The sequence below is a fragment of the Limnohabitans sp. WS1 genome (assembly GCF_003063265.1).
GTDB lineage: Bacteria > Pseudomonadota > Gammaproteobacteria > Burkholderiales > Burkholderiaceae_C > Limnohabitans_A.
In genome coordinates this window covers 79261-91985 of sequence record NZ_NERU01000016.1, presented here as the reverse complement: position 1 = coordinate 91985, position 12725 = coordinate 79261, and the positions used below count along the sequence as shown (strand labels likewise).

Sequence of the window (12725 nt, the reverse complement as noted above, 5' to 3'; positions counted from 1 at the left end):
CATGGCTACGCCCACACTCTTGTCGCCACTGGAAGTCTTGCGCCAATTCGATGCGCATGACTTCTCGATCGATCAATTCTTTCAGGCACGACTTCGCCGATTGAGCGAGCAGCCCATGGTGGAGTACCAGGGTAGCGTCACCACCTGGCAATCATGCGCCGAACAAGCCGACCACGCTGTGGGCTGGTTGTTGGGCAGGGGCGTGCAAGCGGGTGACCGCATCGGGCTGATGGCCTACAACCATCCAGCGACGGTGGTTTTACTCATCGCCTGCGCACGCGTGGGTGCCATCCTGGTGCCCTGCAACCCCGAATTTGAAGCGCGTGAAGCCCAATATATTTTTGAACACGCAGGCGTGCGGGGGGTCATCTGCTCGACCGAAGCACTGAGCAAAGTCCAAGAGGCTACCTGTCTGATGAGCCCTGCGCCCTGGCAAGTCGTGATCGAGCAAGACCAGCCCGACGGTGAAATGTCCTTGCTGCTGCAGTGGCAGTGCAGTCCCCCAGACCTGCTCACGCGCACAGGCACCGCCGACAGTACTTGCATGATCATCTACACCTCAGGGACCACAGGATTTCCCAAAGGGGTGATGCACAGCCAGCGCAGTTATTTGCTCACGGCCGAAGCGTTTGTGCACCGCATGTACCTGCAGCCCGATGAGCGCCTCATGTGTGTGCTGCCCCTGTTTCACATCAATGCCTTGATGTACTCGCTGGGCGGCGCCATGGCGTGTGGTGGCACTTTGATTTTGATCCGCCGCTTCTCGGCATCCACCTTCTGGCAACAGGCCGCCCAAACCCGCGCCACCGAAGTCAATGTGATCATGTCCGCAGCGGCCATTCTGGCCCGCAGGCCCATCCAAGAATTTGACGCACAACACAGCATCCGCAAGATGTTTTTGGCACCGCTGAACCGCGATTTGCTGGACACCTTCCAACAACGCTTTCATGTGCCAGTGCTGATTGAGTGTTATGGCATGACCGAAATTCCCGGCGTGCTGAGCAACCCTTTCATGGGACCTCACAAACTGGGCAGCATGGGCTGCATATCTGCCCATCCCGATCCCGCCATTGAGCGTCCACAGGTCCGGGTGATCGATGAGGACGGCCAGGATCTGCCCATGGGTGAAGTGGGTGAGCTGGCCGTCAAGACGCCCACCCTGATGCAGGGCTACTTCAAAGACCCCGAACAGACAACGGCCAGCTTCAAGGATGGCTGGTTCCTCACTGGCGATCTTGTGCGCCGCGATGCCGACGATTTTCTGTTTTTCTTCACCCGCAAGAAAGACATCATCCGCCGCCGCGGCGAAAACATCTCGGGGGCCGAAATCGATTCGGCCATCGGCAGCCACCCGGACATCCTCGAATGCGCATCAATTGGTGTGGCGTCTGACCTGGGCGAAGAAGAAATTTTGTTGGCCGTGGTGCCTCGCCCTGGCACCACCATCACGCCCGAAGCAGTGCATGCCTATGCCCAATTGCAGCTGTCGCCCATCAAGCGGCCCCGATACATCGTCATGGTCGAGAGCTTGCCCCACACTGGCTCCATGAAGATTGCCAAATTCAGACTCAAACCCGCAGACCACTTGCGCCGACAAGCCACCGATTTTTCATTGCAGGAAGTTCAACCATGAGCGACACCCCCAACACCACCGAACAGCGCTACGACGCTTTGCACCTGATCACGGATGAAGTGCTGGCACGATACGCCAAAACGCCCGACCCGCGATTGCGCGAATTGATGCTCTCTTTGATCAAACACATTCACAGCTTTGCCAAAGAGGTCAAACTCACTTCTGAGGAGTGGGCCTTCACCATGAATTTTCTTGAGCAGACAGGCCAATGGTGTTCTCCCGGTCGCAACGAGTTCATGATTTTTTCAGACGCTTTGGGTCTGTCCATGTTGACCGTGACGCAAGACTACCCCCGCCCTGAACACGCCACAGAACCCACGCTGGTGGGCCCCTTTTTGCTGGAAAATGCGCCTGAATTTGCCATGGGCGAAAACATCAGCGCAGGCGCAGCAGGTACGCCCATGTATGCACAAGGGCAGATCCTGGACATGCACGGCCAGCCCGTGGCCCATGCCGTGATCGATGTCTGGCACTCCGACGATCGGGGTTTGTACGACGTGCAAGACGGCATGGAAGAAAAAGGCCCCTGGGCTCGCGCACAATTGACCACCGGCGCCGATGGTCGCTACAGCTTCTGGTCTGTGTTGCCCGTGGACTATCCCGTTCCGCAAGACGGCACCGCCATTCAGATGCTCCAAGCCACCACCGGCAGAAGCTGGCGTCCTGCACATCTGCACTTTCGCATTCAGGCCCCGGGTCAACGGCCCCTGATCACCCACATCTTTGACCGCAACAGCAAGAACCTGGACAGCGATGCCGTATTTGGCGTCCGCCCATCTTTGATTGCCGACTTCAAACCCCAAACGCCGGGGCAGGCACCGGACGGCAAACGCATGGACCGGGACTTCTTCACGCTGGATTACAACTTCATCATGACCGACGCCCTGGCTTGATCGAATTTCTGGCCCCACTCATTCTCGAGACAGAAACAAGCCATGTTGTTTACATTCATCTTGATTGACAAACCTGAAAGTGCCGATCTGCGTCAACGCGTTCGACCCGAGCACAAGGCCTATTTGTCAGACATGGCGGACTGCATCGCCTTTGCCGGGCCTTTGACCCATGATGACGGACGGACCATGCTGGGCAGCCTGCTGGTCATTGATTTTCCCGACCGAGACGCTGCGCACGCCTGGATTGCCCAAGAGCCTTTCACCAAAGCCGGGCTTTACGGCAGCACTGCCGTGCACGCATTTGTCAATCTATGGCCTCAAAAGGTGGGTTTTCCAAAACCAAGTTGAACCCCAAAGTCGCCTGAGGCATCAGGCAGGGTGATGGTCAAATTTTCGCCCGGCAATGAGGGCGGTGAAGAAGCCATTGAACCATTGCATGTTCACGGGCTTGGCCATGAAGATGGTGCCTTCAGGCAGGCCACCCTTGGCGGCAATTTCTTCTTGTGACAAGGCAGAAATGACCAAGCAAGTCATGCGTTGGAACTGGGCCGAATGTTTGAGGGTGCGCAACAACTCAAACCCATCGACGCCGGGCATGTTCAAGTCGGCGATCAGGACATCGGGCTGGATGCTGGCCATGTCGATCAGGGCTTCGAGCCCCGAAGACATGGCGGTGCAATCGACGGGCATTTCGCAACGGTTGCAAAAGTCCCGCACCATGTCACGCGTGACCGGGTCGTCTTCGACCAACAACACCCTGAGCCGGTATTCACGGCTTTCAATCGGGCTCATCAGCATGTTGTGCTTTTTTTGGTAGTCCCGAATGGAGGGCATGGAGATGCGGCGATGACCCCCTTGGGTTTTCCAAGCCTGCAGCTCGTTTTTTTCGACCAAAGTCTGGATGGTCCCCACGGACAAACCGAGCAATTTGGCTGCATAGGTGGTGCCGCAGTAGTCTTCTGGCGTGTCGGGCGTGTGGTGTGTTTGCATGACTTTATTTTAATGATAAAAGTGTGAAACAAGATTAAAAATAGTACTTTAATACGGACTTTAAAACAAATAGACACAATTTAAACGAGGTGGGGCCAGATTTCTGTGATGGTCCCGCCTGTGACAAAGGACTGTGCGGCGCGGCGCAAGGTGACGATTAACATTGCGCACCAACTCAAGGAGACCTTCAATGTCTGCACATGCTGCCGTTTGGCCAGCGCGTCTGCCCGCCAGAATCAACGCGCCCGCCACGTCTTTGTGGATGAACCTGGCAGTCAGTGCCCTGCGTTATCCCGACAAGGCTGCACTGGTCTTCATGGGGCGGGTCTGGACTTACCGTCAATTGATGGCCAGTGCCGAACAATTGGCCGGGCAGCTCAAGGCTTTGGGGGTGCAGGCCGGGGACCGTGTGGTCCTGGACATGCAAAACTGCCCGCAGTTGGTCATCACCCACTTTGCGATTTTGCGCATCGATGCGGTGGTGGTGCCGGTCAATCCGATGAACCGGGCCGAAGAACTCAAGCACTACATCACCGACCCTGACACCCAAGTCGCTGTGACCACCGCTGACTTGGCTCCTGACCTGGCGCTGGCCAGTGAAGCCTTGCCCGCTGAGCAGCGGCTGAAACACCTGGTGGTCACGCAATTCACCGATGTCTTTGATCCGGCAACGGTCGGGCCCGATGAAATGCCCGAGGCTTGGCGGCCGTGGTTGTTGCCAATCCGGGCCTTGCCCGTTTTGACTTCAGGGCCGGTGCACGCCTGGGCCGACCTGATGGCAGCGCCTGCGGTGGACCTGCCGCCGCCCCAGGCCAAGCCCGAGGATCTGGCCATCTTGCCCTACACCAGCGGTACCACCGGTCTGCCCAAGGGTTGCATGCACACACATGGCACCATCATGCACAACGCCATGTCCAGCGGTTTGTGGGGCAATGGCACCCCCGAAAACGTGACCTTGTGTGTGGTACCCATGTTCCACATCACCGGCATGGTCAGTGTGATGCACACCAGCATTTTGTTGGGGGCCAGCTTGGTGATCATGCCGCGTTGGGACCGCGATGTGGCCGGGCATTTGATCTCCAAATGGCGTGTCACCCACTGGACCAACATCCCGACCATGGTGATTGACCTGCTGGGCAGTCCTCACATGGACCGTTATGACTTGAACAGCTTGACCTACATCGGCGGTGGTGGTGCCGCCATGCCCGAAGCTGTGGCGCAACGTTTGCTGGACCAGTTTGGCCTGCGCTATGTGGAGGGTTATGGCCTGACCGAAACGGCGGCACCTTCGCACACCAACCCGCCCGACGCACCCAAAAAACAGTGCTTGGGCATTCCGTTCATGAGCGTTGAATCGCGCATTGTTGACCCTGACACCTTGGTGGAGTTGCCCGTGGGCGAGTCAGGCGAGATCGTGATTTGTGGCCCGCAAGTGTTCAAAGGCTACTGGAAGCGTCCTGAGGCCACTGCGGCGGCTTTTTTTGAGCGCGATGGCTACAGCTTTTTCCGTTCTGGCGACATGGGCCGGGTGGATCAAGAGGGTTACTTTTTCATGACCGACCGTTTGAAGCGCATGATCAACGCCAGCGGCTTCAAGGTCTGGCCCGCCGAGGTCGAGGCCCTGATGTTCCGCCATCCGGCCATTCAAGAGGCCTGCATCATCGCCACGCGTGACGCCTACCGGGGGGAGTCGGTCAAGGCCGTGGTGGTTTTGCGGCAAGACCACAAGGGTCAAGTGAGTGAGCAGGACATCATCGACTGGTGCCGTGAGAACATGGCGGTTTACAAAATGCCCCGCGCTGTGAGTTTTGTCGATGCGCTGCCCAAGAGCGGCAGTGGCAAAGTCATGTGGCGGGCCCTGCAAGAGGCCGAAATGGCCGCTTTGGGCGCACCTGCGAAGGGCTGAGTCCGAGCCGCCGCCAAAGCCCATCCCAGAAAAATTGCCGAATGAGCTTGAAACTTTCCATCCTTGACCAGTCTGCCGCTGCCTCCGGGCGCGGCCAAGACGCGACCATTCGCCAGACCCTGGCGCTGGCGCAAAAGGCCGAGGCCTGGGGCTATGACCGTTTTTGGGTGAGCGAGCACCACAGCCACCCCAGCATCGTGGGCAGTGCCCCCGAGGTCCTGATGGCCGCCATAGCCGCCCGCACCCAGCGCATCCGCATCGGCAGCGCAGGGGTGATGCTGCCGCACTACGCGCCCCTGAAAGTGGCTGAGCAGTTTCGGGTGCTGGATGCGCTGGCCCCCGGTCGCATCGACCTGGGCGTGGGCCGCGCCCCCGGCAGCGACGGGCGCACCGCACAGTTGCTCAACCCCGACCGCAGTGCCTCGGAACGTTTTCCGCAGCAGGTCATGGAAATGCAAGCCTGGGTGAGTGGCCGCAACCTGCCGCCCGGCCACCCGGGCCACAACGTGTTCGCCTACCCGCAGTCGGACACTGCACCCAACGTGTGGATGCTGGGCAGCTCGGACTATGGTGCCCAATTGGCCGCACACTTGGGTCTGCCGTATGCGTTTGCTTACTTCATCACCGATGGGCAGGGCGCAGACGAAGCCCTGCAGATCTACCGCGAAACCTTCCGCCCCAGTGCAGGCTTGGCCAAGCCTCATGCTGCCTTGTGTGTCTGGGCACTGGCCGCTGACACCGACGAAGAAGCGCTGCGTCTGTTTGAAAGCCGCGCCCGCTGGAAGATGGACCGCAACCTGGGTCGCATTGGGGTGCTGTTGCCACCCGAAGAAGCAGCGCGTGACTACAGCCCGGCCGAAGAGTTCGCACTCCAACGCCTGCGTGATGGGGCCTTGATCGGCTCGGCCGCCACCGTGGGCCGCAAGCTGCGCCAATTGGCGGCGCGTCTGGAGGTCGATGAGCTGGTCGTCATCACCTGGACCCATGACCCTGCAGCGCAAATGCGTTCTTACGAGCTGCTCGCCCAAGAGTTTGGATTGTCGGCACACTGCTGAACTTTGAATTTTTTACCCAAGGACTTTTGACATGTTCACCACAGCAATCGCTGGCAGCTTGCCCAAACCCGCCTGGCTGGCCGAAACCGAAAAACTCTGGCCCCAGTGGACCACCCAGGGCCCCGAGCTGCAGCAAGCCAAAGCCGACGCCACGCTGCTGTGGATCAAGGCGCAAGAAGACGCAGGCCTGGACGTAATCGGTGACGGCGAACAGGCCCGTCAGCACTTTGTGCATGGTTTTGTCGAGCAGGTCGAGGGCATCGACTTTGTGAACAAAGTCACCATGGGCATCCGCAACAACCGCTACGACGCGCAGGTGCCGCAAGTCATTGCGCCGCTGCGCCTGAAGGGCCGTGTGCACGCTTTCGAAGCCCAGTTGGCCCGTGCCCACACCAAAAAGAAACTCAAATTCACCTTGCCTGGCCCCATGACCATTGTGGACACCGTGGCCGACCGCTTTTACGGCGACAAGGTCAAGATGGCCATGGCCTTTGCCGAGTTGCTCAACCAAGAAGCGCTGGCGCTGCAAGCCGATGGCGTGGACATCATCCAGTTCGACGAGCCCGCCTTCAACGTCTACATGGACGATGCGGCCGACTGGGGTGTGAAGGCACTCGAGGTGGCCGCCCGGGGTCTGACCTGCACCACCGCCGTGCACATTTGCTACGGCTACGGCATCGAAGCCAACAACAAGTGGAAAGAAACCCTGGGCCATGAGTGGCGTCAGTACGAAAAAGTCTTTCCGGCCTTGGCCAAGAGCAGCATTCAACAGGTCAGCCTGGAGTGTATGCACTCACATGTGCCGATGGAGATGATGAAGTTGCTCGAAGGCAAGGACGTCATGGTGGGTGTGATCGACGTGGCCAACCCGGCCATTGAAACGCCCGAAGAAATCGCCGACACCATTGGCCGTGCCCTGCAGTTCGTGCCCAAGAACCGCCTGATTGCCTGCACCAACTGCGGCCTGGCCCCGATGAGCCGCGCTGTGGCCGAGGCCAAGCTCAAGGCCCTGGCCGAGGGCGCCAAGCTGGCCAGCCAGCGCTACGCCTGAGCGCAGTCAGTGGCGAGACCCAGTTCACCCCCCTGGGCTGGGCTTGAGGGCGTTATGCTTGCACTCTTTGCCTGATTGCACGGACGTTTTCATGCCTCAAAACTCACTGCCGCCGCCACTGACCGCCCCCGAACAACTCAAAGCCACCTTGCAAGCGCAGGGTTTCGCCGTCCTGGGGGCTGACGCTGTGTGCGCTTTGGCCGGGGTCGAGCCTCAGGACCTGCAGGCTTTGGAGTCGAGCTGGAACGATTTACCACCCGATCAGCACCTCAAAGATGGTGGACGCTATCGCCGCAGGCGTCATGCGAGTTTTGAAGTGACGGCACAGGCTTCGCAGCCCGTGCCGCACCGTGCTCACTGGCAGCCGCTGTCTTACAACGCCTTGCACGGCGGCATGCAGCGCTGGTTCGACCCCATGGCTGCCGAGGTGGTGCAACAAACGGCCTGGTCGGCCTTGCTGCAATGGCTGGCGCGTGTGGCATCGGCGGCGCAAGGGCCGCAGACCTGGTTCACCGAGGCGCACCAATTTCGCATCGACACCACCGATGGCATTGGCCGACCCACACCGGAAGGGGCGCACCGTGATGGCGTCAATTGGGTGGCGGTTTTTTTGATTGGCCGCCATGGCATCAAAGGCGGCGAAACTCGGGTCTTTGATGTGGACAGTCCACGAGGTCAGCGCTTTACCCTGAGCGAGCCTTGGTCCTTGCTGTTGATGGACGACACCCGCGTGATCCACGAAACCACGCCCATTCAGCCTGAGCAGGCGGGCGGTTGGCGCGATACGCTGGTGATCACTTTGCGTTCGGGCAGTTTTCTGGACGATCCGGTGGCGAGGTCATGAGACAGCACGTCTTAAAGCGGTTGGTCAATGGCTTCAGCCCCGACGCAGGCATCCCTCTGTAGGAGCGACGCCCTCGTCGCGATCACCCTCGCAGACCACCAAGAATCGCCCCGAGGGCGGGGCTCCCACAAACGCAGATATCTGCTACTGGGCAGGGCTCTCACAAAGGCAGGGCACTGCCCATTGGGCGGGGCTCGCAAAAATCCTGGGTATCCCCCTGTAGGAGCGACGCCCTCGTCGCGATCGCCCTCGCAGACCACCAAGAATCGCCCCGAGGGCGGGGCTCCCACAAACGCAGGTATCTGCGACTGGGCAGGGCTCCCACAAAGGCAGGTCACTGCCCATTGGGCAGGGCTCTCACAAAGGCAGGGCACTGCCCATTGGGCGGGGCTCGCAAAAATCCTGGGTATCTCACTGTAGGAGCGACGCCCTCGTCTCGATCACCCTCGCAGACCACCAAGAATCGCCCCGAGGGCGGGGCTCCCACAAAGGCAGGTAACTGCCACTGGGCAGGGCTCCCACAAAGGCAGGTCACTGTCCATTGGGCGGGGCTCGCAAAAATCCTGGGTATCCCCCTGTAGGAGCTAAGCCCTCGTCGCGATCGCCCTCGCAGACCACCAAGAATCGCCCCGAGGGCAGGGCTCCCACAAAGGCAGGTATCTGCGACTGGGCAGGGCTTCCACAAATGCGGGGCATTGCCTCATGGGCAGGGCTCCCACAAAGGCAGGTATTCAAACTTCACAGGGCCGGGATCAATCAACGGCCTTTCAACGCGGGCTAGTCCAGCGGATGCCGCGTTCCTTGAGCAGCTCAGCGGCGATGTCCGGGCGGTCGGTCACCAGGCCGTCCACGCCCAGGTCCAGCATCTGGCCCATGCTCTGGCGGTCGTTCACCGTCCAGGCCAGCACCTTGAGGCCCAGGCTTTGCGCCTCGCGTACTTTTTGTGCATCGAGTTCGCGCCAAAACGACGACCAATGCGAGCCGCCTGCAGCTTGGATCATGCGCGGCACCGAGCCGTGTTGGGCATGTTGAAAGCCTGCCGTCCAGGCCGAAGCCTGTCCGGACCGGATGCCCAGGTTGTCCAGCGTGGGCAACTGCGCGGTGAGGTACACCGTGGGCATGCCGGGGGCGAGTTTTTGCACCGCTTGCAGGGTGCGCCAGTCAAACGACAGGATTTGCACCCGGCCTTGCAGGCCGTGCTCACGCACCTCCTGCAGCAGCAGCTGCACAAAGCGCTCGGGGTCGGGTGTTTGGTCCGGGCGTTGTGGCGTGATTTTGGTTTCGATGGCGAACTGGACTTGCGTGTCGCCCTGGGCGTTGACGAGCGCAAACAGGTCCTTGAGCCGGGGAATGCGCACGCCGTCGTGGCCCTTTTGCGCTGAAAAAGTCTGGGCGTAGCGCGAGCCGGGCTTGATGCGCCCGACATCGTAGCTTTGCAGTTGTTCAAACGTGAGCTGCCGGATGTCGGGGCCTTTGTCGCGCAGAAACTGGCCTTGCGCGTCGCGGGTGATGTCGGGGTTCAAGGCCGGGTCGTGGCTGATGACCAGCACATCGTCACGCGTGACCACCACGTCCAGCTCCAGCGTGCTCACGCCCGTTTGCAGCGCCAGAGCAAAGGAGGGCAGGGTGTTTTCGGCCAGCAGGCCCCGTGCCCCTCGGTGGCCTTGCAGGTCAACGGTGCGTTGCGCCAGGCTGGGCACACCCGCCAGCAGCAAGGCCCAGCACAGAAGGGCTCGGCCCCCGATTCGTTGGAAATTCATCCTCAGCCTTGGCATGTGTAACAGGGTCAGGTGCCGATCACACCACCATCGAGTTTGCGGATGACCACCGTGGCCGAGCGTGGACGGCCGCCCGCTGCGTAGTCAGGCCAGTTGGAGTATTTGGCAGGCTGGGCCGGGTCGCTGCGGTCAGAAGGGGTTTCGCCCGGGTGCTGGATGCTCACGAACATGGTGGTGCCGTCCGGTGTCAGGGCCACGCCTGTGACTTCGCAGTTGGTGGGGCCGGTGAGAAAGCGGCGGGTCTCGCCTGTGGCGGGGTCGCAGGCCAGCATTTGGTTGTTGCCAATGCGGGCCAACTCGCCTTGGTACATCTGGGTGGCGTGGGCGTCGGTCTGGATCCAGAGCACGCCGCGCTGGTCAAAGGTGATGCCGTCAGGGCAGGCGTACATGTCGCCCTTGATGTTGCCTTTGGCTTCGGCGCGTTCGTTGGCAGGGTCGCCCGCGAGCACCATCAGGTTCCATTCGAAGCGGCGGCCGTCAAAATCGCCTTCATCTTTCCAGCGGATGATTTGGCCCATGACGTTGTTGGCGCGGGGGTTGGCCGCGTCCACGCCCGGCTTGCCGGCGGTGCCGCGCTGGCTGTTGTTGGTCAGGGTGCAATACACCCAGCCATTGGCCGGATCGATGGTGAGCCACTCGGGGCGGTCCATTTTGGTGCCACCCAACAGGTCGCTGGCCTGGCGGGCCTTGATGACGACCTCGCCCTGGTCGGCAAAGCCATTGGCGGCCGTCAGCGGCCCCTGGCCATGCACCAGCGGCAGCCATTGGCCCCGGCCATCGGCGTCGAAGCGGGCCACGTACAAGGTGCCGTGGTCCAGCAGTTCGCGATTGGCTTGGGCTTGTGTCAGGCCGTTGCCAGCGGGCGCGATTTTGTCGCGGCTGACAAATTTGTAGATGTATTCAAAGCGGGCGTCTTCGCCCGAATAGACCACGGCCCGGCCATCGCGCGTCACCCCCACCCAGGCGCCTTCGTGCGCCGCGCGGCCCAGTGCGGTGCGTTTGACAGGGGTGCTGGTGGGGTCCATGGGGTCGAGTTCGACGACCCAGCCAAAGCGGTGGTATTCGTTGGGGTTTTGTTTCAGATCGAAACGGGCATCGTGTTTGTCCCAAGCGTAAAAGCCATCTTTGCGGGCACCCCAGCGGCTTTGGTCGGGTGTGGGCTTGTCGGCTCCGCCAAAGTAAAAGGCAAAATTTTCTTCGCCCGACAGGTAGGTGCCCCATGGGGTTTTGCTGCTGGCGCAGTTGTTCAGGGTGCCGAGCACGGTGCGGCCTTCGGGGTCGGCAGCCGTGCGCATCAGGGGGTGGCCAGCGGCTGGGCCGCCCACGCTGAAAGGGGCGCTCATGGGCAGGCGGCGGGCATAGCGCGAGGGGCGCACCATCTGCCACTGCTGGTTTTTCAGCTCGACTTCGATGACCGACAGGCCGTGCGCGTTTTGTGATTTGCGCACTTTCTCGGGGTTCATGGCGTTGAAGCCGCCCACATGCAGCAAGCCATCGTCGGTGTATTCGTGGTTGATGGCCAGCAGGCCTCGGCGCGAGCCGTCCAGCGCAAAGTAGGCCAGCCCGTCGTGGTGCATGCCCATTTGTGCGGCTTGTTCGTCGGCGGTGTTGGAGCCGTCCATCTTGAAGGCGGGCATGTTGCCCGCAATCCCCACCGGTTCACCCCAGGCGGCCAGGGCGCTGGCCACATAGCCCTCGGGCACGACCAGCCGGTCGCCCATGCCCACCGGGATGCCTTTGAAGCCGAGTTTGGGCTGCCCCTGGCCCAAGGCCGCACATCCGGCCAAGGGGGCCAACACTGAGGCCAGCGTCACGGCCGCACCGCCTTGCAAGAAACGGCGGCGCGAGGCGGCAATCACCTGGTGGATGTCGGGGTTGGTCGAGCGGTTGCTGTCTTCCAGGGTGCTGAAGTCTTTGGCCATGATGCTTTACTCCTTGCTGTTGAATTGGTCAGGGTTTTTGCCTTTGAATGGCGCATAAAAGGCTTTGATGCTCGCCATGTCGGCCTCCACATCCCCCGTTGGGGTGAACACGGGCCCGAGGCCACTGCGGCGGGTGCTGTAGTCCATGTACGCCAGCACGATGGGCACTTGCGCTTGCAGGGCAATGTAATAAAAGCCGGTTTTCCAATAGCGGGTTTTGCTGCGTGTGCCCTCGGGGGGCACGATCAGTTGCACAGGCCCTTGTGCTTGCACCAGGGCTTGCGCAGAAGCGGCGACCAAATTGGTCGATTGTTCGCGGTTGACCGCAATGCCGCCCAGCCAGCGCATGAGGGGTCCAAATGGGAACATAAAAATGCTTTTTTTGCCCATCCAGTAAGGGGTCAGGCGCAGGGCAAAGGCCACCATCAGGGTGTAGGGCAGGTCCCAGTTGCTGGTGTGCGGTGCCGCAATCAGCACGCTTTTGTGGCCGGCGGGCGGCAAGGCCCCTTCGACACGCCAACCTTTGAGGCGTAAAAAACCGATGGAAAACCACCTCAGCAAGGTGTTGACGACCGGAGTGGTGAAGATGGTTCTTTGCATGCTTGGGAGTATCGCCCAAGCCTGTGGGTCTTCGGTGACCCGCGAGCGTCAAG

The 12725-nt window shown here is 60.8% G+C and carries 11 protein-coding genes; 7 read left to right on the top strand and 4 right to left on the bottom strand.

Annotation, left to right across the window (positions count from 1 at the left end; translation table 11 throughout):
• The first annotated feature begins 1 nt into the window (after nt 1).
• From B9Z48_RS17060 to B9Z48_RS17050, 3 genes are read left to right on the top strand one after another with little or no spacing between them, the layout of a single operon-like run.
• Nucleotides 2-1633: a class I adenylate-forming enzyme family protein gene (locus B9Z48_RS17060; RefSeq protein WP_108379990.1), complete on the top strand. Its 1632-nt coding sequence runs from the start codon at nt 2-4 to the stop codon at nt 1631-1633.
• Nucleotides 1630-2526: a dioxygenase gene (locus B9Z48_RS17055; protein ID WP_108379988.1), complete on the top strand. Its 897-nt coding sequence runs from the start codon at nt 1630-1632 to the stop codon at nt 2524-2526. The genes B9Z48_RS17060 and B9Z48_RS17055 overlap by 4 nt, the downstream gene beginning before the upstream one ends.
• A 42-nt stretch (nt 2527-2568) precedes the next feature.
• Nucleotides 2569-2874, top strand: a complete 306-nt coding sequence (locus B9Z48_RS17050) for a YciI family protein (protein ID WP_108379986.1) — start codon at nt 2569-2571, stop codon at nt 2872-2874.
• 21 nt (nt 2875-2895) lie between these two features.
• Here the strand turns inward: B9Z48_RS17050 and B9Z48_RS17045 are convergent, their stop codons facing one another.
• Complete coding sequence (locus B9Z48_RS17045; protein WP_089953768.1) at nt 2896-3516, bottom strand: response regulator; 621 nt, start codon at nt 3514-3516, stop codon at nt 2896-2898.
• Nucleotides 3517-3706: 190 nt separating this feature from the next.
• Here B9Z48_RS17045 and B9Z48_RS17040 point away from each other — a divergent pair, with 190 nt between their 5' ends.
• The 4 genes from B9Z48_RS17040 to B9Z48_RS17025 all read left to right on the top strand — a co-directional run bounded on the left by B9Z48_RS17040 (nt 3707) and on the right by B9Z48_RS17025 (nt 8372).
• Nucleotides 3707-5422: a long-chain fatty acid--CoA ligase gene (locus B9Z48_RS17040; RefSeq protein ID WP_108379984.1), complete on the top strand. Its 1716-nt coding sequence runs from the start codon at nt 3707-3709 to the stop codon at nt 5420-5422.
• A gap of 41 nt (nt 5423-5463) precedes the next feature.
• Nucleotides 5464-6477, top strand: coding sequence for an LLM class flavin-dependent oxidoreductase (locus tag B9Z48_RS17035; protein WP_199233541.1), 1014 nt, complete (start codon nt 5464-5466; stop codon nt 6475-6477).
• A gap of 31 nt (nt 6478-6508) precedes the next feature.
• Complete coding sequence (locus B9Z48_RS17030) at nt 6509-7528, top strand: methionine synthase (RefSeq protein ID WP_108379982.1); 1020 nt, start codon at nt 6509-6511, stop codon at nt 7526-7528.
• Nucleotides 7529-7619: 91 nt separating this feature from the next.
• On the top strand, nt 7620-8372 hold the full coding sequence (locus tag B9Z48_RS17025; protein ID WP_108380042.1) for a 2OG-Fe dioxygenase family protein: 753 nt from the start codon (nt 7620-7622) through the stop codon (nt 8370-8372).
• A gap of 767 nt (nt 8373-9139) precedes the next feature.
• On the opposite strand, the gene B9Z48_RS17020 is transcribed toward B9Z48_RS17025, so the two are convergent.
• The 3 genes from B9Z48_RS17020 to B9Z48_RS17010 are packed head-to-tail and all read right to left on the bottom strand — an operon-like array spanning nt 9140 to nt 12672.
• Entirely contained in the window at nt 9140-10132 is a 993-nt protein-coding gene (locus B9Z48_RS17020) for a glycerophosphodiester phosphodiesterase (RefSeq protein WP_089953760.1), read from the bottom strand.
• A 26-nt stretch (nt 10133-10158) separates the two neighbouring features.
• Nucleotides 10159-12072 (bottom strand): PhoX family phosphatase, encoded by a 1914-nt coding sequence (locus B9Z48_RS17015; protein WP_089953757.1) that lies wholly within the window; start codon nt 12070-12072, stop codon nt 10159-10161.
• A 6-nt stretch (nt 12073-12078) separates the two neighbouring features.
• Nucleotides 12079-12672 (bottom strand): lysophospholipid acyltransferase family protein, encoded by a 594-nt coding sequence (locus tag B9Z48_RS17010; RefSeq protein WP_089953755.1) that lies wholly within the window; start codon nt 12670-12672, stop codon nt 12079-12081.
• Nucleotides 12673-12725 lie beyond the last annotated feature (53 nt).